This window comes from Escherichia sp. E10V5 (genome assembly GCF_004212315.1).
GTDB lineage: Bacteria > Pseudomonadota > Gammaproteobacteria > Enterobacterales > Enterobacteriaceae > Escherichia.
The window spans coordinates 81,779-101,362 of record NZ_RHJM01000002.1 but is presented as its reverse complement, the minus strand read 5'-3'; the positions used below and the strand labels follow the sequence as shown (position 1 = coordinate 101,362).

Annotated in this window: 15 protein-coding genes; 9 read left to right on the top strand and 6 right to left on the bottom strand. The window is 51.0% G+C overall.

Annotation, left to right across the window (positions count from 1 at the left end; all coding sequences use genetic code 11):
- Positions 1 to 13: 13 nt before the first annotated feature.
- Positions 14 to 1,162 (top strand): lactaldehyde reductase, encoded by a 1,149-nt coding sequence (fucO, locus tag D9738_RS00895; protein ID WP_130259355.1) that lies wholly within the window; start codon positions 14 to 16, stop codon positions 1,160 to 1,162.
- A gap of 155 nt (positions 1,163 to 1,317) precedes the next feature.
- Here fucO and xni read toward each other — a convergent pair whose 3' ends face one another.
- From xni to queF, 5 genes are all read right to left on the bottom strand, one after another.
- On the bottom strand, positions 1,318 to 2,022 hold the full coding sequence (xni, locus tag D9738_RS00890) for a flap endonuclease Xni (protein WP_130259354.1): 705 nt from the start codon (positions 2,020 to 2,022) through the stop codon (positions 1,318 to 1,320).
- Between the two features lie 283 nt (positions 2,023 to 2,305).
- A complete protein-coding gene (gene sdaB / locus D9738_RS00885; RefSeq protein ID WP_130259353.1) occupies positions 2,306 to 3,673 on the bottom strand; it encodes an L-serine ammonia-lyase II in 1,368 nt (455 codons plus the stop codon).
- Between the two features lie 57 nt (positions 3,674 to 3,730).
- Positions 3,731 to 5,020 (bottom strand): HAAAP family serine/threonine permease SdaC, encoded by a 1,290-nt coding sequence (sdaC, locus tag D9738_RS00880; protein ID WP_064528228.1) that lies wholly within the window; start codon positions 5,018 to 5,020, stop codon positions 3,731 to 3,733.
- Positions 5,021 to 5,577: 557 nt separating this feature from the next.
- Complete coding sequence (gene ppnN, locus D9738_RS00875) at positions 5,578 to 6,942, bottom strand: nucleotide 5'-monophosphate nucleosidase PpnN (RefSeq protein WP_130207698.1); 1,365 nt, start codon at positions 6,940 to 6,942, stop codon at positions 5,578 to 5,580.
- 111 nt (positions 6,943 to 7,053) lie between these two features.
- A complete protein-coding gene (gene queF, locus D9738_RS00870) occupies positions 7,054 to 7,902 on the bottom strand; it encodes an NADPH-dependent 7-cyano-7-deazaguanine reductase QueF (RefSeq protein ID WP_130214551.1) in 849 nt (282 codons plus the stop codon).
- A gap of 67 nt (positions 7,903 to 7,969) precedes the next feature.
- Between queF and syd the strand changes: the two genes are divergently transcribed.
- From syd to gudD, 7 genes are all read left to right on the top strand, one after another.
- A complete protein-coding gene (gene syd, locus D9738_RS00865) occupies positions 7,970 to 8,515 on the top strand; it encodes a SecY-interacting protein (protein ID WP_130259352.1) in 546 nt (181 codons plus the stop codon).
- Between the two features lie 622 nt (positions 8,516 to 9,137).
- Positions 9,138 to 9,467, top strand: a complete 330-nt coding sequence (locus D9738_RS00860) for a YqcC family protein (protein ID WP_130259351.1) — start codon at positions 9,138 to 9,140, stop codon at positions 9,465 to 9,467.
- Positions 9,467 to 10,249, top strand: coding sequence for a tRNA pseudouridine(65) synthase TruC (truC, locus tag D9738_RS00855; RefSeq protein ID WP_130259350.1), 783 nt, complete (start codon positions 9,467 to 9,469; stop codon positions 10,247 to 10,249). Before D9738_RS00860 ends, truC begins: the two co-directional genes overlap by 1 nt.
- 17 nt (positions 10,250 to 10,266) lie before the next feature.
- Positions 10,267 to 10,716, top strand: coding sequence for a flavodoxin (locus D9738_RS00850; RefSeq protein WP_130259349.1), 450 nt, complete (start codon positions 10,267 to 10,269; stop codon positions 10,714 to 10,716).
- 435 nt (positions 10,717 to 11,151) lie between these two features.
- A complete protein-coding gene (gene gudP / locus D9738_RS00845; protein ID WP_130259348.1) occupies positions 11,152 to 12,504 on the top strand; it encodes a galactarate/glucarate/glycerate transporter GudP in 1,353 nt (450 codons plus the stop codon).
- Between the two features lies 1 nt (position 12,505).
- A complete protein-coding gene (locus tag D9738_RS00840; protein ID WP_130259347.1) occupies positions 12,506 to 13,846 on the top strand; it encodes an enolase C-terminal domain-like protein in 1,341 nt (446 codons plus the stop codon).
- Between the two features lie 20 nt (positions 13,847 to 13,866).
- Positions 13,867 to 15,207: a glucarate dehydratase gene (gene gudD / locus D9738_RS00835; RefSeq protein WP_130259346.1), complete on the top strand. Its 1,341-nt coding sequence runs from the start codon at positions 13,867 to 13,869 to the stop codon at positions 15,205 to 15,207.
- A gap of 232 nt (positions 15,208 to 15,439) precedes the next feature.
- On the opposite strand, the gene barA is transcribed toward gudD, so the two are convergent.
- Positions 15,440 to 18,196 (bottom strand): two-component sensor histidine kinase BarA, encoded by a 2,757-nt coding sequence (gene barA, locus D9738_RS00830; protein WP_130207684.1) that lies wholly within the window; start codon positions 18,194 to 18,196, stop codon positions 15,440 to 15,442.
- A gap of 56 nt (positions 18,197 to 18,252) precedes the next feature.
- Between barA and rlmD the strand changes: the two genes are divergently transcribed.
- Positions 18,253 to 19,554, top strand: a complete 1,302-nt coding sequence (gene rlmD, locus D9738_RS00825; RefSeq protein ID WP_130259345.1) for a 23S rRNA (uracil(1939)-C(5))-methyltransferase RlmD — start codon at positions 18,253 to 18,255, stop codon at positions 19,552 to 19,554.
- Positions 19,555 to 19,584: the final 30 nt, after the last annotated feature.

Here is a 19,584-nt window from a genome sequence, read left to right as displayed (position 1 = left end):
AAGGAGAAGGATGATGGCTAACAGAATGATTCTGAACGAAACGGCATGGTTTGGTCGGGGGGCAGCAGGTATCTTAACTGATGAGGTGAAACGCCGTGGTTATCAGAAGGCGCTGATCGTCACCGATAAAACGCTGGTGCAATGCGGCGTGGTAGCGAAAGTGACCGATAAGATGGATGCTGCAGGGCTGGCATGGGCGATTTACGACGGCGTAGTACCCAACCCAACAATTACTGTCGTCAAAGAAGGGCTCGGTGTATTCCAGAATAGCGGTGCGGATTACCTGATCGCTATTGGTGGTGGTTCTCCACAGGATACTTGTAAAGCGATTGGCATTATCAGCAACAACCCGGAGTTTGCCGATGTGCGTAGCCTGGAAGGGCTTTCCCCGACCAATAAACCCAGTGTACCGATTCTGGCAATCCCCACCACAGCAGGCACTGCGGCAGAAGTGACCATTAACTACGTAATCACTGACGAAGAAAAACGTCGTAAGTTTGTTTGCGTTGATCCGCATGATATCCCGCAGGTGGCGTTTATTGATGCTGACATGATGGATGGCATGCCTCCGGCGCTGAAAGCCGCGACGGGTGTCGATGCGTTGACTCATGCCATCGAGGGGTATATTACGCGTGGTGCATGGGCGCTGACCGATGCGCTGCACATTAAAGCCATTGAAATTATCGCCGGTGCGCTGCGTGGTTCGGTTGCCGGTGATAAAGATGCTGGAGAAGAGATGGCGCTCGGGCAGTATGTTGCGGGCATGGGCTTCTCGAACGTTGGACTGGGGCTGGTGCATGGTATGGCGCATCCGCTGGGGGCGTTTTACAACACTCCGCACGGTGTCGCTAATGCCATTCTGTTACCACATATTATGCGTTATAACGCCGAATTTACTGGCGAGAAGTACCGCGATATTGCGCGCGTAATGGGCGTAAAAGTGGAAGGTATGAGTCTGGAAGAGGCGCGTAATGCCGCTGTTGAAGCGGTGTTTGCTCTCAACCGTGATGTCGGTATTCCGCCACATTTGCGTGATGTTGGTGTACGCAAGGAAGAGATTCCGGCACTGGCGCAGGCGGCACTGGATGATGTTTGTACCGGTGGCAACCCGCGTGAAGCAACGCTTGAGGATATTGTAGAGCTTTACCATACCGCTTGGTAAATGCGCTGATGTGATAATGCCGGATGCGACGCTAGCCGCGTCTTATCCGGCATATAAGTGCATTAAATTCAATGTGTTGATAATCGTTTGCATCCGGCACGCCGTTACCGTACCAACCGCAATTGCTGTAAATTGCCGTCGATATGCAAATCAGTCTATAAGCGGGCGATATCACGGCACAGGAACGCCATCTCTTTATGGGCTTCTAATTTCTTGCGCCACTTTTCGGCAACCGCATCCAGATTCTCATATATCCCTTCCAGACTCTGAAACTCGACCAGCAACTGCGTGGCGCTTTTGGGCCCAATTCCCGCAACGCCTGGCACCTTTGAACTACTGATCCCAGCCAGCCCCCAGTAATCGGGCAATTGCTGCGGTTGAACGCCAAATTCTTTATCGATAAACGGTGCATCCAGCCAGCGTTTCTGGAAGTAATCGCGAATACGTAATGCAGGTGAAAGTAGCTGACAGTAGCCTTTATCTGTCGAAACGATGGTTGCCTGATGCCCCGCCTGGGTCACTTTGACCGCCAGCGTGGCGGCTAAGTCATCGGCTTCGTTGCCGCTGGCTGACCAGCACGGGACACCGCGTTGCTCAAAGGTTGCACGTAACGCGGGCATCTCGTTGTGCAACTCTTCCGGCATTGGCGGGCGACCCGCTTTGTAATCAGGCAGGCGCTGATGACGCCAGCCGCTACTGCGGTTTTCATCATCAAAAACGGCGACGGCGTGGGTCGGCTGGCTGTGCATAATAAGTTGATCAAGGGCGTGCTGACAGGTTTCCACGCAGGGTGAACCCTGCACGGCATGAATGCGACGAATAAGATTCAGTGCATCGACAATAAGCAAATGAACAGCCACGATAACCCCCTTAAAGATCAGGCGATAAGGGTAACATTCGATGCCGGAACAGGCTACGGCTGGATGAGAAAACAGGAAGAAGGCTCGCAAAACGAGATCTGATATTGATGACAACGCCAAATTGCCTGATGCGCTGCGCTTATCATGCCTACAAAAGAATCGCAATCTATTGAATTTGCGCTGTTTTATAGGTCGGATAAGGTGTTTACGCCGCATCCGACATAAACAACAGGTACATTCTCAACAATGTGAGGCCTCGCAAAACGAGGCCTCTGGAGAGCGATTAATCGCAGGCAACGATCTTCATTGCCAGGCCGCCGCGAGATGTTTCGCGGTACTTGGCGTTCATGTCTTTACCTGTTTCGTACATGGTTTCGATAACTTTATCGAGGCAGACGCGCGGTTCGCTGGTACGGCGCAGTGCCATACGCGCGGCGTTCACCGCTTTCACTGCCGCAATGGCGTTACGCTCAATGCACGGTACCTGAACCTGTCCAGCAACCGGGTCACACGTCAGGCCGAGGTTATGCTCCATAGCGATTTCCGCCGCGATGCACACCTGCGCCGGGCTTGCGCCTAACAGTTCTGCCAGACCCGCCGCCGCCATTGAGCACGCCACGCCAACTTCACCCTGGCAACCCACTTCGGCACCAGAAATCGACGCGTTCATCTTATAAAGAGAACCAATGGCGCTGGCTACCAGCAGGTAACGAGCCAGTGAGTTAGCGTTCACTTCGCGGATAAACTTGTCGTAGTACGCCAGCACTGCCGGGATAATCCCACACGCCCCGTTAGTCGGCGCAGTCACCACACGGCCGCCCGCAGCGTTCTCTTCGTTCACTGCCAGTGCGAACATGTTGATCCAGTCAACAACCGCCATCGGGTCAGTGGTGGTTTTATCCTGGCTGACCAGCATCCGGCGCAGTGCCGCGGCACGGCGAGGAACGCGCAATTTGCCTGGCAACACGCCTTCGGTGGAAATACCGCGTTCAATACCGCCACGCATCACTTCCCAGACGTTCGCCAGGTGCTGTTCCAGCTCTTCTTTGCTGTGCAGCGCCAGCTCGTTTTTCATCATCAGACCAGAGAGTGACAGCCCGGTTTCCTGGCAATGTTTTTGCAGGTCGGCTGCTGAACTGTAAGGATACGGAACTTCAACCGGTGCGCTATCCTGCTGGCCAAAATGCTCTTCATCAACGATAAAGCCACCGCCGATGGAGTAATACGTCTGGCTGTAAACAACTTTATCGCCCGCCAGCGCGGTAATGCGCATGCCGTTCTCATGCAGAGAAAGGTTATCGGCATGGAAGTTCATGCATTCATCAACCGGAAACTCGACTTCGTGCTGACCGTTTGCCAGCATCAGGCGACCGTGAGTATTCACATCCTGAATAAAACTAGGGATAGAATCGATATCCACGGTATCCGGCAGATTCCCTGCCAGGCCCATAATAATGGCGATATCAGTGTGGTGCCCTTTGCCGGTCAGAGAGAGCGAACCATAGACGTCAACCACCACGCGGGTCACGTCTTTAAGCAGGTTACGGGCAATCAGATCGTCGGTAAATTGTTTACCCGCTTTCATTGGTCCAACGGTATGAGAACTGGAAGGGCCAATGCCGATTTTGAAAATATCGAATACGCTAATCATAGGAAATACATCGCGTTAAAACGGAGGAAGCGCCGCCCGAAAGCGGCGCGAAAGGACTTAGCTGAACAGAGAGTAGAAGATTGCGGAGATTGCAATCAGACCCATCACGACAACGAATACGTTGCTGATGTGACCGCTGTATTTACGCATTGCCGGTACTTTCTGAATGGCGTACATCGGCATCAGGAACAGGATCATCGCGATGATTGGGCCACCCAGGGTTTCAATCATACCCAGGATGCTCGGGTTCAGGGTGGCAACAATCCAGGTCGTTACCAGCATGAACAGCGCAGTGATACGGTTCAGCTTGTTGATTTCGATAGACTTACCTTTACCACGCAGTGATTTGATCACCATACCGTTGAAGCCTTCACGTGCGCCCAGGTAGTGGCCCAGGAAGGATTTGGTGATAGCGATAATCGCGATAATCGGAGCCATCCACGCGATGATCGGCGCGTTAAAGTGGTTAGCCAGGTAAGACAGAATCGAGATGTTCTGCTCTTTAGCCGCAGCCAGGTCTGCCGGAGTCAGGCTCAGTACGCAGCTGAATACGAAGAACATTACGGTCAGCACCATCATGATGTGAGCGAATGCCAGGATCTTCGAGCATTTCTGTTCTGCCATATCGCCGTACTCTTCACGCTTCGCAACGGCGAAAGAAGAGATGATCGGAGAGTGGTTGAACGAGAACACCATTACCGGAATTGCCAGCCACAGGGTCATCCACAGACCGTTTCCGGTTGCCGATGCAGTGTCCAGAGATAGAGTTTCCAGTGCTGCGCCGTTCCACTGCGGGATCAGGTACAGAGCCAGCAGCATCAGTACGCCAACAAACGGGAATACCAGAATACTCATCGCTTTAACGATCATCTGCTCACCGAAGCGAACGATGGTCATCATACCCACGATCAGGATCAGTGACAGAATCGCACGCGGCGGTGGCGTCATACCCAGCTGGTGAGACATGAAGCTTTCAACCGTGTTGGTGATTGCCACGCTGTAAACCAGCAGAATCGGGTAGATAGCGAAGAAGTAAAGCAGGGTAATCAGTTTACCTGCGCCAATACCAAAGTGTTCTTCTACTACCTCGGTGATGTCTTCGCCTGGGTTTTTGCCAGACAGCACGAAGCGAGTCAGGCCACGATGCGCAAAGTACGTCATCGGGAACGCAAGGATAGCCATGATGATCAGCGGGATCATACCGCCAACACCGGCGTTGATTGGCAGGAACAGCACGCCCGCGCCGATTGCCGTGCCGTAAAGGCCCAGCATCCACATGGTATCTGTCTTGCGCCAGGCACTGCGAGAGTCTTTCGACGCAATCGTGCTGGTTTGAGTCGTTTCCATCTATTTCTCCTGGAGGAATGCAAATAATTCAGCTTTTAGCCAGTTCAGCCCGGGAAGGTGCCTGGCCGTAAAAATGAAATCTGTCTATCGGCGATGGCTTAATCATTTTCCGCCGTAATAATTTGAGGGCGGAAAGATACACACAAGTTATGTATCTATCAGTGATCTTGATCTCAAATACAATAATCTACTTGGAAGATAGATAATCCCAATGCTTTACTCTGTAAATCAAAAGTAAAATAGAATTTAAGGGCAATATTTGGCAGATTAACGACATCTGGCCTCTTCCGGGGCGCGCAATATATGTAGGTTGAACTGCAAAAATCAATACTTTTAGTTAATGATTGCAAGATTTTCTTTTTTGCGGAGATAAAATGCGGTCTTCAAATTAAGGGAAACGTTTGCGTTGCAACATAAATTGTATGACATATTACAGGTGGTGATATTAATGACATGATGACGCGCTTAAACATTCATATAACAAATGAAATAGATTGATTAGTGAGCGACTAAAAAAGAGAAAAAACCGGCAACAAACGTTACCGGGGAAGGGAGGATTAGGTGCAGATTTCGTAGCAAGGGATGTAGGCAGAGCCTGGTAACTTCATACGATGTTGGGCAACAAACCCCTGAAGCAGGTCGTCCATACGGCGCATGATCTCTTTATCACCGTTGATTTTGTATGGCCCAAACTCTTCAATGGCGCGAATGCCGACTTCTTTTACGTTCCCCGCCACAATGCCAGAAAACGCACGACGCAGGTCGGCAGCCAGCACTTCAACGGGCTGGTCCGGGTAAAGCTTCAGATTAGCCATATTCTCGTGAGACGGCTCAAACGGCATTTGCAAATCTGGCGTAATGCGCATTGACCAGTTAAAGCTGTAGGCATCGCCCGTATCGCGACGGTTTTCTTTCACCTGCGCCATCGCTTTTTTCATCTGACGGGCTACTTCTGCAGCGTCATCAATGATGATGCGATAATGGCGGCGCGCGTTTTCTCCCAACGTATGCACGACAAACTCGTCCAGTACGCGGAAGTAATCAGCACTCTCTTTCGGGCCGGTGAGGATCAATGGCAAGACCTGATCTTTGTTGGCCGGATTCATTAAAATTCCCAGCAAATACAGTAGCTCTTCCGCTGTACCCACACCGCCAGGGAAGATAATGATGCCGTGGGCGATACGGACAAACGCTTCCAGACGTTTTTCGATATCCGGCATGATGATCAGTTCGTTAACCAGCGGGTTAGGCGGTTCAGCGGCGATAATTGATGGTTCAGTCATACCAATAAAACGGCTGTCTTTGTAACGCTGTTGGGCGTGTCCAACCGCTGCGCCTTTCATCGGCGCTTCCATCGCGCCTGGACCACAGCCAGTGCAAATATTTAACTCACGCAGCCCCAACTGATTACCAACGCGACGGGCATACAAATACTCGTTTTCGTTGATGGAGTGACCGCCCCAGCACACCACCATATTGGGCGCTTCGCCCACGTGCAGCGCGCGAGCATTGCGCAAGATAGAAAAGACCAGGTTGGTAATATGAACAGAGTTGTCGAGATTCAGATTTGGAAAACGAACGGTGTTATGGATTTGCCCATAGACGAAGAGAATGTCGCGCAGAACGGCAAACAAGTTGGCCTGCAAGGAGCGAATGATACGCCCATCGACAAAAGCCTCTTCCGGGGGATTGATCAGTTCTAACTTAACGCCGCGTTCACGGCGTAGCACGTTAATGTCGAAATTTTCAAAACGGGACAGCAATTCTTTGCTGTTATCGGTGAGGCTACCGGAGTTCAGAACAGCGAGTGAACAGTTGCGAAATAATTGATAGAGGTCGCTGCTGGCGGTGCGTTTAAGCATGTCCACTTCCAACTGCGACAACATATCCATGGAGCCAAGAGGGCTAATATGTGTAATCAAGAAAAACTCCTTATGGGACGATTATCGTCATTCCCTTTGATTACAATAGCCCTGCCTGATGACCTTTCACAACCTTATGCGTGAATCCAGCCCGCAAAATTGAGAAAAATTTTATTGCCGTGCCAGACGGGTTGTCGATGGGACAAAATCACAGTTACTGCGCCATGGGTTAATGTCCAGACCGCCACGACGGGTATAACGTGCGTAAACGCTTAATTTCTCTGGCTGGCAGAAGCGTAACAGATCATTAAAAATGCGTTCTACGCACTGTTCATGGAACTCGTTATGATGACGGAAAGAAACCAGATAACGCAGCAGTTTTTCCCTGTCAATCTTGCGTCCACGATACTGAATCTGGATAGATCCCCAGTCTGGTTGATGAGTAATCAGGCAGTTTGATTTCAGCAGGTGGCTAACGAGTGTTTCTTCCACCACTTTCTCGCCGCTGGTGGCATTCTCAAGATAGTCAGTGGTGAATTCGTAGTTATCGATAGCAATATCCTGGTCATCAATGCAGGTGCCATTGAAATGCCCCACCGGCTGACCTTCCAGTTCATCAAGACGATATAACGCCACGCTAACGTTACCCTGGGCGCAAGTGCTTAAGTCGCGCTCCAGCGTCTGGCGCACTTCATCCCAATTGTTAAAGCGTGTCTGGTTAAAGCTGTTGAGATAGAGCTTAAAACTCTTCGACTCAATGAGATTTACGCTGGTGTAATCAAGTTCAACATGACCCACGGCAACCTGCGGCAAACCTTTCGCATTCAGCCAGGAAAGTTCATATAGCGTCCAGATATCCGTACCGTGAAAAGGCAGATTATCTGCTTTCAGGCCCAGCGGATCGCGATTCAAACTACGTGGAACGCCTTGTAGCAGGCTGGCGTCATAGGTATCCCGGTAATCGGTTGATTTTCCAAGAGTCAGGCCCGCAAGTGCCTGATGGTTTGCATAAGAAGACATGTTTCACCGTCATAAACCAGATAAACTAAACGACAAGTGTATCTGGTTTAAGTGAAGAGAGAAATTAGTGGACGAATTGACCGCACAAGCCTTGAGAGATTTTACCACGCGTTACTGTGATGCATGGCACGAACAGCACAATAGTTGGCCGTTAAGCGAGGAGCTGTATGGCGTTCCTTCACCGTGCATTATTTCAACCACTAATGATGCTGTGTTCTGGCAACCGCAGCCGTTTAGCGATGAGCAAAATGTAAACGCGGTTGAGCGTGCGTTTGATATTGTGATACAACCCGCAATTCATACCTTCTATACGACCCAGTTTGCCGGGGATATGCATGCGCAGTTTGGCGATATCAAACTGACATTACTGCAAACCTGGAGCGAAGATGACTTCCGCCGGGTGCAGGAAAACCTGATTGGACATCTGGTTACCCAGAAACGTCTGAAACTGCCCCCCACGTTATTTATCGCCACACTGGAAGAGGAGCTGGAAGTGATTTCGGTATGTAATCTCTCTGGCGAAGTATGCAAAGAGACGCTGGGGACGCGGAATCGTATGCATTTAGCCTCAAATCTTGCGGAATTCCTTACGCAGCTTAAGCCTCTTCTGTAATCCAAATACCCCGTCTGGTTGTGAGAGATCTCTTACAGACCCTGTAGGAGATCGCCAGGAAGTAAGTGAATACTTAAAAAGATAAGAATCGATATTTCTATTTTAAATCAACGTATTGAAGAAAGATTCTTAACTTTCATATGAAATTTTCCTTAAGGCATTGTCTGTAAGCGCCTTGTAAGACTCAGCGAAAAAGACGATTCTATCTTCGTCGACAGGGAGTCAGACAACGAAGTGAACATCAGGATGATGACACTTCTAAAGGACACGCCAGGATGGTGCTTCAGGGAAAGGCTTCTGGATGAAGCGAAGAGGAAAACGCTGGATGCGTTAAAGGACACCTCCAGGACGGAGAATGAGAACCGGTCAGGATGATTCGGTGGGTCAGGATGGCCAGGGACACTTCAGGATGAAGTATCACATCGGGGTGGTGTGAGCAGGAAGCATTAGTTCAGGATGAACGATTGGTCGCAAGACCACAGGAAAAGTTGTCAAGGATGAGCAGGGAGCAACAAAAGTAGCTGGAATGCTGCGAAACGAACCGGGAGCACTGTTAATACAGTGCTCCCTTTTTTTATTCCTGCTATCCTTCGCGGCAGTTTTTTCTTCTTGAGGTTGTTTTATGACCACTCATGACCGCGTTCGTCTTCAGTTGCAGGCGCTTGAAACATTACTGCGTGAACATCAGCACTGGCGGAGCGATGGACCGCAGCCGCATCAATTCAACAGTACCCAACCTTTCTTTATGGATACGATGGAGCCACTGGAATGGTTGCAATGGGTACTGATCCCACGAATGCACGATCTCTTAGATAATAATCAGCCATTGCCAGGGGCTTTCGCCGTGGCGCCGTATTATGAAATGGCGCTGGCGACGGACCACCCCCAGCGCGCGCTTATTCTGGCGGAGCTGGAAAAACTGGATGCGCTTTTTGCGGATGATACAAACTGATGCTGGAAATACTCTACCAGGATGAATGGCTGGTTGCGGTTAACAAACCGTCTGGCTGGCTGGTTCACCGCAGCTGGCTGGATCGCGACGAAAAAGTGGTGGTCATGCAAACCGTACGTGACCAGATTGGTCAGCACGTGTTTACCGCGCATCGGCTGGACCGACCGACTTCCGGCGTATTGCTGATGGGATTATCCAGCGAGGCCGGACGGCTGTTAGCGCAACAGTTTGAACAGCACCAAATCCAGAAACGTTACCATGCGATTGTGCGTGGCTGGCTGATGGAAGAAGCGGTGCTGGATTATCCGCTGGTGGAAGAACTGGATAAAATCGCCGATAAGTATGCCCGCGAAGATAAAGGCCCGCAGCCAGCAGTGACGCATTATCGCGGTCTGGCGACGGTTGAAATGCCAGTCGCGACCGGGCGTTACCCGACGACACGCTACGGTCTGGTGGAACTGGAGCCGAAAACCGGACGCAAACATCAGCTTCGTCGCCATCTCGCCCATTTGCGCCATCCGATTATTGGCGACAGCAAACATGGCGATTTGCGCCAGAATCGCAGCGCAGCTGAACATTTTGGCCTCCAGCGGTTGATGTTGCACGCCAGTCAGTTGTCATTGACGCATCCTTTTACTGGCGAGCCGCTGACTATCCACGCCGGTCTGGACGACACCTGGATGCGGGCATTATCACAATTTGGCTGGCGCGGTCTGCTTCCTGAAAATGAAAGGGTTGAGTTCAGCGCGCCATCGGGTCAGGATGATGAGATAAGTTCCTAATCCAGGGAGAAAACGGTATGGCGGAAATTGGTATTTTTGTAGGCACCATGTACGGGAATTCACTGCTAGTGGCCGAAGAAGCGGAAGCGATTCTGACCGCACAGGGCCACAAAGCAACGGTGTTTGAAGACCCAGAATTAAGCGACTGGTTACCCTATCAGGACAAGTATGTTCTGGTAGTTACGTCCACCACCGGGCAGGGCGACCTTCCTGACAGCATTGTGCCGCTCTTTCTGGGCATAAAGGATAACCTCGGTTTCCAGCCGAACCTGCATTACGGCGTGATTGCGCTCGGCGACAGTAGTTATGTGAATTTCTGCAACGGTGGCAAACAGTTTGATGCTTTGTTACAGGAACAGAGCGCGCAGCGGGTAGGGGAAATGCTGCTGATCGATGCCAGTGAAACCCCGGAACCAGAAACGGAATCCAATCCGTGGGTTGAGCAGTGGGGGACGCTGTTGCCCTGATTTGTTCAGCGATCGGCAAAATACCGTTTTAGCGGTGCTGAATCGAGTCTTTTCAGGCAAATGCCTGTAAAAACTGCTTCTTAGCGCGGGTTTTTACTGGCGTTTGCCTGGAGTCAAGCGATCCATTTCATACTCTTCTTTATTTCTCCGATTTAACCCTTCCTTTCTTGTTCTTGTTTTCATTTCCGTGAAGTGGATTCCACCGTCCAGGGCTAATGCCAAAATCGAGCCTCATTGAACGCATTAATGTTGTGTTGTTGCACGGTGAGCCGCTATGGCGCGCTTTTTATACTGCTATTGCCAGATATAAAACACGCGCCGCATTCGGCGAACGACCTATAAAAACGGCAAAAACACCCTACGTCACCTCTGATTTCCTGGCGATGTCGCAGTCCAGAGTGAGCGTGGCTAACGCGAATTTTCAGGAGTGCAACAATGAGTTCTTTAAGTCAGGCTGCGAGCAGTGTGGAAAAACGCACGAATGCTCGTTACTGGATAGTGGTGATGCTGTTTATCGTCACATCTTTCAACTACGGCGATCGCGCTACGCTCTCGATCGCCGGTTCGGAAATGGCCAAAGATATCGGTCTTGATCCAGTGGGTATTGGCTATGTGTTCTCTGCTTTCTCATGGGCTTATGTTATTGGGCAGATCCCTGGCGGCTGGTTGCTGGATCGCTTTGGTTCAAAACGCGTCTACTTCTGGTCAATCTTTATCTGGTCGATGTTTACCTTGCTGCAAGGTTTCGTCGATATCTTTAGTGGATTCGGCATTATCGTTGCCTTGTTTACTCTCCGCTTCCTGGTAGGGCTTGCCGAAGCACCTTCTTTTCCCGGCAACAGCCGAATCGTGGCAGCCTGGTTCCCGGCGCAGGAAAGGGGAACGGCGGTGTCGATTTTTAACTCCGCCCAATACTTCGCAACGGTGATCTTCGCGCCGATTATGGGCTGGCTGACTCATGAAGTGGGTTGGTCACACGTCTTCTTCTTTATGGGCGGTCTGGGCATTGTCATCAGTTTTTTCTGGCTGAAAGTCATCCACGAGCCAAATCAACATCCGGGCGTAAATCAGAAAGAGCTGGAGTACATCGCCGCTGGCGGCGCGCTGATCAATATGGATCAGCAAAACACCAAAGTTAAAGTGCCGTTCAGCGTGAAGTGGGGGCAGATCAAACAGCTGCTCGGTTCGCGGATGATGATCGGTGTTTATATCGGTCAGTATTGTATCAACGCCCTGACTTACTTCTTTATTACCTGGTTCCCGGTTTATCTGGTGCAGGCGCGCGGGATGTCGATTCTGAAAGCGGGCTTTGTGGCTTCCGTTCCTGCTATTTGCGGTTTTATCGGCGGCGTGCTGGGGGGGATTATTTCCGACTGGCTGATGCGCCGCACGGGCTCGCTGAACATTGCGCGTAAAACACCGATCGTGATGGGCATGTTGCTGTCGATGGTGATGGTGTTCTGTAACTACGTCGATGTTGAGTGGATGATCATCGGTTTCATGGCGTTGGCCTTCTTCGGTAAAGGCATCGGGGCGCTGGGTTGGGCGGTAATGGCAGATACTGCGCCAAAAGAGATCAGCGGTCTTTCCGGCGGCCTGTTCAATATGTTCGGTAACATTTCCGGTATCGTCACGCCAATCGCAATTGGTTATATCGTTGGCACGACTGGCTCCTTTAATGGGGCGCTGATTTATGTCGGGGTTCATGCCTTAATTGCGGTGCTGAGCTACCTGGTGCTGGTGGGCGATATTAAACGTATTGAGCTGAAACCTGTCGCGGGACAATAAGATGACGACACAATCCAGTCCAGTCATTACTGATATGAAAGTCATTCCGGTCGCCGGACATGACAGCATGTTGCTCAATATTGGTGGTGCACATAACGCATATTTCACCCGCAACATTGTGGTACTCACCGATAATGCCGGACATACCGGCATTGGTGAAGCACCGGGCGGAGAGGTGATTTATCAAACGCTTGTCGATGCTATTCCGATGGTTCTGGGCCAGGAAGTCGCGCGACTGAATAAAGTGGTCCAGCAGGTGCATAAAGGTAATCAGGTCGCCGATTTTGATACCTTCGGCAAAGGTGCCTGGACCTTTGAATTGCGCGTTAACGCCGTGGCGGCGCTGGAAGCCGCTTTGCTTGACCTGTTAGGTAAGGCGCTGAATGTTCCGGTCTGTGAACTGCTTGGCCCAGGTAAGCAACGCGATGCTATTACCGTCCTCGGTTATCTGTTTTATATCGGTGATCGGACTAAAACCGATCTTGCTTATCTGGAAAGTACACCAGGTAACCATGAGTGGTATCAGTTGCGTCACCAGAAAGCGATGAACAGCGAAGCCGTTGTGCGTCTGGCGGAGGCTTCACAGGATCGCTATGGCTTTAAAGATTTCAAACTCAAAGGTGGCGTATTACCTGGCGAGCAAGAAATCGACACCGTTCGTGCATTGAAGAAACGCTTCCCTGATGCGCGGATTACCGTTGATCCCAACGGTGCCTGGCTACTTGATGAAGCCATTTCTCTATGCAAAGGGCTGAATGATGTTCTTACCTATGCTGAAGATCCATGCGGCGCAGAACAAGGCTTCTCCGGCCGTGAAGTGATGGCGGAGTTTCGGCGGGCGACCGGCTTGCCCGTCGCGACCAACATGATCGCCACCAACTGGCGTGAAATGGGTCATGCGGTGATGCTCAATGCGGTAGATATTCCACTTGCCGATCCGCACTTCTGGACGCTTTCCGGTGCAGTCCGCGTGGCACAGCTTTGCGACGACTGGGGGCTGACCTGGGGCTGTCATTCCAACAACCACTTCGATATCTCTCTGGCGATGTTTACCCATGTGGGCGCGGCGGCACCGGGTAATCCCACCGCTATCGATACCCACTGGATTTGGCAGGAGGGCGATTGTCGCCTGACCAAAAATCCGCTGGAGATTAAAAACGGAAAAATTGCCGTTCCTGATGCGCCCGGCCTGGGCGTGGAACTGGACTGGGAACAGGTACAAAAGGCGCACGAAGCCTATAAACGTCTGCCTGGCGGCGCGCGTAACGACGCGGGTCCGATGCAGTACCTGATCCCCGGCTGGACCTTTGACCGTAAACGTCCCGTTTTCGGCCGTCATTGATTTTGAATAAGGATATAAATATGAATTCTCAATTTACGACGCCTGTTGTTACTGAAATGCAGGTCATCCCGGTGGCGGGTCATGACAGTATGCTGATGAATCTGAGTGGCGCACACGCACCGTTCTTCACGCGTAATATTGTGATCATCAAAGATAATTCTGGTCACACCGGCGTAGGGGAAATTCCCGGCGGCGAGAAAATCCGTAAAACGCTGGAAGATGCGATTCCGCTGGTGGTAGGTAAAACGCTGGGTGAATACAAAAACGTTCTGACGCTGGTGCGTAATACTTTTGCCGATCGTGATTCTGGCGGGCGCGGTTTACAGACTTTTGACCTGCGTACCACTATCCATGTAGTTACCGGGATAGAAGCGGCAATGCTGGATCTGCTTGGGCAACACCTTGGAGTTAACGTGGCATCCTTGCTGGGCGATGGTCAACAGCGTAGCGAAGTCGAAATGCTGGGTTATCTGTTCTTTGTCGGCAATCGCAAAGCCACACCGTTACCGTATCAAAGCCAGCCGGATGACAAATGCGACTGGTATCGTCTTCGTCACGAAGAAGCGATGACGCCGGATGCGGTGGTGCGCCTGGCGGAAGCGGCGTATGAAAAATATGGCTTCAACGATTTCAAACTGAAGGGCGGTGTACTGGCCGGGGAAGATGAAGCCGAATCTATTGTGGCACTGGCGCAACGCTTCCCGCAGGCACGTATTACGCTCGATCCTAACGGTGCTTGGTCGCTGAACGAAGCGATTAAAATTGGTAAATACCTGAAAGGTTCGCTGGCTTATGCAGAAGATCCGTGTGGTGCGGAGCAAGGTTTCTCCGGGCGTGAGGTGATGGCAGAGTTCCGTCGCGCGACTGGTCTGCCGACTGCAACCAATATGATCGCCACCGATTGGCGGCAGATGGGCCATACGCTCTCCCTGCAATCTGTTGATATCCCGCTGGCGGACCCGCATTTCTGGACGATGCAGGGTTCGGTACGTGTGGCGCAAATGTGCCATGAATTTGGCCTGACCTGGGGTTCACACTCTAACAACCACTTCGATATTTCCCTGGCGATGTTTACCCATGTTGCCGCAGCTGCACCGGGTAAAATCACCGCGATTGATACGCACTGGATCTGGCAGGAAGGAAATCAGCGCCTGACCAAAGAACCGTTTGAGATCAAAGGCGGTCTGGTACAAGTGCCGGAAAAACCTGGTCTGGGTGTAGAAATCGATATGGATCAGGTGATGAAAGCCCACGAGCTGTATCAGAAATACGGGCTTGGCGCGCGTGATGATGCGATGGGGATGCAGTACCTGATTCCTGGCTGGACGTTCGATAACAAGCGTCCGTGCATGGTGCGTTAAGACAGAAAACAAAAACCGGCTCTGTCAGGAGCCGGTTTGAGACTGATGCCAAACACAAAATTGCCTGATGCGCTACGCTTATCAGGCCCACATGCTTTTTTAATTCATTGAATTTGAATGGTTTCGTAGGCCGGTAAGGCGTTTTCGCCGCATCCGGCATAAACACAGGCACCTTGTCACCAGTCTGAAACCGGCTTCATAAGAAGCCGATTTTTACTCGATAAAATATTTATTACCCAAGAATTTTACTGGCTTCGCGTGCCACATTATCCATCTCGTCCAACAATTCCAGTAGCTCCGGCTCCAAATCTTCTTCTTTAGTACCGCTTCGTAGCTGTTGTTCGATAAGTTGACAGAGATTCTTCATACGCGGCACACCGCTATAGCCGCAACTGCCATGCAGTTTATGAATCAAATCAACCAGGCCTTCCGGATTTTCCCCAACCAGTTGTTCCTCAACTTTGTTGCGAACTTCTGGCAGGAAATCGAGCAACATTTGCAGCATATCGCGCGCCAGATCGGTTTTGCCAGCGGCCTGGCGTAGCGCCAGTTGCCAGTCCAGAGTCGCATTCTGGTTCACCACAATTTCGTTCACTTCTGGCGTCACAACGCGGGAAGAAATGCCGCTGCCGGGTTTGTAGCGCAGCAGCAAATTATGCAATCGCTCTTCTTCTATCGGTTTCGCCAGATAATCGCTCATCCCCGCGCCAAGTAATTTCTCTTTTTGCCCAGCCATCGCATGTGCAGTCACCGCGATGACTGGCGTTTGTTGCTGGTGCGGAAGCTGGTGGATAAGTTCGCATGCACGAATGCCGTCCATGTCCGGCATTTGAATATCCATTAAGATTAAATCGAACGGCATCTGTTTTGCTCGTTCAACCGCCTGATGTCCGCTATCGCACAACTCCACATGCTGAACCATGTCTTCCAGCAATGCGCCGATAAGTTTCAGGTTGGCGGGGTTATCATCAACAGCCATAACCGTCATTACCAGCTTACTTTCGTCGGTGACAGGCAACAGCGTATTTTGTGTTTGATGGCAAAACTCGGTCAGTACAGGCAACAGACGTGTAGGCGTCAGGGGTTTCAGCAGACACGCGCCGATACCATCTTGCTTGAGTTTTTCGGCATTGACCTGTGCATGGCACGGAAGGGCGAGCATCAGAAAATCGGTCATCGACACCGCTTTCGCTAACCGCTCATGTTGCATCGTTAGCGGTTCGCGGAAAGTCACCGCAATCCCTAACAACATCATGTCGTAATGCGCGGGAGGGAGTGCCGAGAAGCTTGGGCTGTAGACCACCTCAAGCGGTGTTTCGCTTAAAATATCCAGCGTGCACTGCGCGGCTGCCGAGTTCGGTTCGACATAAGCCAGGCGTTTGCCTGTGAGGCACTGGGTGGATGGTCCTTCAATAATAATATTCGGGTTCAGATCGAGATTAATATGGAACCAGAAGGTTGAGCCACGATTCGGCTGGCTATGGAACGAGATATCTCCGCCCATCTCATTAACCAGTTTTTGCGTAATTACCAGCCCCAGCCCGGTGCCGCCATGACGGCGTGAAATACTGGCATCTGCCTGCCTGAAGGCCTGGAACAGGCGCGATTGATCGCGTTCAGGAATACCAATACCGGTATCGCGGATCTGCACTTCAATCTGAACTTTGGTATTACTCAGCGCTCGTTTTTCCACCAGAATATCGATGTTGCCATTCTCGGTGAATTTAATCGCATTCCCTACCAGGTTAGTGATGATTTGCTGTAAACGCAGCGGATCGCCTATCACGTTATCTGGCACGTCGCTCTTAATATTGAGCGTCAATTCCAGCCCTTTATCGTGAGAAGAATGCGCCAGAAGAGTAACCACTTCATCCAGCGTGCTGCGCAGCGGGAACGGAATACTTTCCAGAATCAGCTTGCCCGCTTCCAGTTTCGAGAAGTCGAGAACATCATTAATAATTGCCAGCAAATTATTTGCCGAGCGTTCAATCGTGTTCAGGTGATCGCGCTGCGTTGGCGTTAATTCTGTTTTCAGCGTCAGGCGGGTAAAGCCAATAACTCCATTCAGCGGTGTACGCAGCTCATGTGACATGTTCGCCAGAAACTCGGACTTAATACGCGCAGCTTCCTGGGCGCGCTTTTTCGCCAGGTCCAACTCAACGTTCTGAATTTCCATCTGCTCCAGCGTTTCACGCAGATCTGATGTCGCCTGGTCGATATTGTGCTGCATCTCTTCGTGATAAGCCGCCAGAGACATTGCCATCGAGTTAATGCCGTTTTTCAGCATATCCAACTCGCCGAGCATAAATCCTTCCACCCGGCTGTCGAGTTGTCCTCGGCGGATGCGGTCGACAGTATTCACCATGTTGCGAATCGGGCCGGTTACATCGCGCATGAGTCGCCAGCCAAAAATAAGCGCAATACCAATACAGAACAGCATCATCACGCTGGAAATAAAAATCTCTTTATATTGCTGTAAGCGCACCGATTTAAGGTCCAGCTCAAGGGCAATATACCCCAGCATATTCTGACTATTTTTGGCATCGCTAATGGGCGATTCGTCGGGAGAATAACTCTCGGAGATAATCGGCGTACGCAAAATCATAATATCGCCATCACGTGTGACAGTGAGCTGGCGCGGAAATGGCACGTTACTACCGAGCTGCATTGCTGAAGGGTCGAGATGAAAATTGGAGGTGACAAAGAGTCGGTTATTTTCATCGTAAACTGAAATGGCGCGAACAATATCAGAATGGCGACGATGCAAAACGCTTATCAACTGACCGATAGATTCGCGATTTTGCAGGCTCATGCCATATTCAGTAGAAACTGCAAGCGGCTCAATAATGCTGGCACCGGCATCTTCCAGTTGACGCTGCAAGTCGTTATAGCGATGCACGACGAAAAAGATACTGAGCAATAAACCAATAAGGACGGTCGGCGCCAGGATCAGAATCATCATGCGTGCGCGCAGGCTGTAGTTGGTCATGGAGTTCCGTTATGGGACAATTAAGGTCACACTGTTAAATTGAGAAAGTCTCGCCAATGGCGCAATTCTACTCTGCAAAACGACGCGTGACGACGCGTCAGATCATAACCGTTTCAGTCAACGACCTCGACTCTTTTGGTCAGGGTGTGGCACGACATAACGGAAAAGCGTTATTTATCCCCGGGCTATTGCCGCAGGAAGACGCGGAAGTTACTGTTACTGAAGATAAAAAACAGTATTCCCGCGCTAAAGTCGTGCGCAGGCTAAGCGACAGCCCGGAACGCGAAACGCCACGCTGCCCTCATTTTGGCGTATGCGGCGGCTGTCAGCAACAACACGCCAGCATCGAACTACAGCAGCGAAGCAAAAGTGCGGCGCTCGCCCGGTTAATGAAGCACGACGTCTCTGAAGTGATCGCCGATGTTCCCTGGGGGTACCGTCGCCGCGCGCGCTTAAGCCTGAACTATCAGCCGAAAACACAACAATTACAGATGGGATTTCGCAAAGCGGGTTCCAGTGACATTGTCGATGTTAAGCAATGCCCCATTTTAGCGCCCCAACTTGAAGCATTGCTGCCCAAAGTCAGGGCATGCCTGACCAGCTTACAAGCCATGCGCCATCTTGGTCACGTTGAACTGGTGCAGGCAACCAGCGGCACGCTGATGATTTTACGCCATACCGCACCGCTAAGTTCGGCTGATCGTGAAAAACTGGAACGCTTTTCGCATTCTGAAGGCCTGGATCTGTTTCTCGCTCCCGATAGTGAGATACTCGAAACCGTCTCTGGCGAGATGCCCTGGTATGACTCAAATGGGTTGCGTTTAACTTTTAGCCCGCGTGATTTTATTCAGGTCAACGCGGGTGTGAACCAGAAAATGGTGGCTCGCGCGCTGGAGTGGTTGGATGTGCAGGCTGAAGACAGCGTGCTTGATCTGTTCTGCGGTATGGGCAATTTCACACTGCCATTAGCGACACGAGCGGCTAGCGTGGTAGGGGTAGAAGGTGTTGCGGCGCTGGTGGAGAAAGGTCAGGAAAATGCGCGACTTAATGGTTTACAAAATGTGACGTTTTATCATGAAAATCTTGAAGATGATGTCACAAAGCAACCGTGGGCTAAAAACGGCTTTGACAAAGTGTTGCTGGACCCGGCGCGAGCAGGTGCTGCTGGCGTCATGCAGCAAATTATAAAACTGGAACCCATTCGTATAGTTTATGTATCCTGTAACCCTGCGACGCTGGCTCGGGATAGCGAGGCGTTATTAAAAGCAGGATATACCATTGCGCGACTGGCGATGCTGGATATGTTCCCACACACGGGGCATCTGGAATCGATGGTGCTTTTTTCGCGCGTTAAATAGTTACGATTTGCTGATTTCGGCAGGTCAGGT

Excerpts from the sequence above, each read along its gene's own strand:
- truC (WP_130259350.1), top strand. The coding sequence starts at position 9,467 with ATGCTGGAAATACTCTACCAGGATGAATGGCTGGTTGCGGTTAACAAA.
- gudD (WP_130259346.1), top strand. The coding sequence starts at position 13,867 with ATGAATTCTCAATTTACGACGCCTGTTGTTACTGAAATGCAGGTCATC.
- queF (WP_130214551.1), bottom strand. The coding sequence starts at position 7,902 with ATGTCTTCTTATGCAAACCATCAGGCACTTGCGGGCCTGACTCTTGGA.
- D9738_RS00840 (WP_130259347.1), top strand. The coding sequence starts at position 12,506 with ATGACGACACAATCCAGTCCAGTCATTACTGATATGAAAGTCATTCCG.
- D9738_RS00860 (WP_130259351.1), top strand. The coding sequence starts at position 9,138 with ATGACCACTCATGACCGCGTTCGTCTTCAGTTGCAGGCGCTTGAAACA.
- sdaB (WP_130259353.1), bottom strand. The coding sequence starts at position 3,673 with ATGATTAGCGTATTCGATATTTTCAAAATCGGCATTGGCCCTTCCAGT.
- sdaC (WP_064528228.1), bottom strand. The coding sequence starts at position 5,020 with ATGGAAACGACTCAAACCAGCACGATTGCGTCGAAAGACTCTCGCAGT.
- barA (WP_130207684.1), bottom strand. The coding sequence starts at position 18,196 with ATGACCAACTACAGCCTGCGCGCACGCATGATGATTCTGATCCTGGCG.
- gudP (WP_130259348.1), top strand. The coding sequence starts at position 11,152 with ATGAGTTCTTTAAGTCAGGCTGCGAGCAGTGTGGAAAAACGCACGAAT.
- D9738_RS00850 (WP_130259349.1), top strand. The coding sequence starts at position 10,267 with ATGGCGGAAATTGGTATTTTTGTAGGCACCATGTACGGGAATTCACTG.
- fucO (WP_130259355.1), top strand. The coding sequence starts at position 14 with ATGGCTAACAGAATGATTCTGAACGAAACGGCATGGTTTGGTCGGGGG.
- rlmD (WP_130259345.1), top strand. The coding sequence starts at position 18,253 with ATGGCGCAATTCTACTCTGCAAAACGACGCGTGACGACGCGTCAGATC.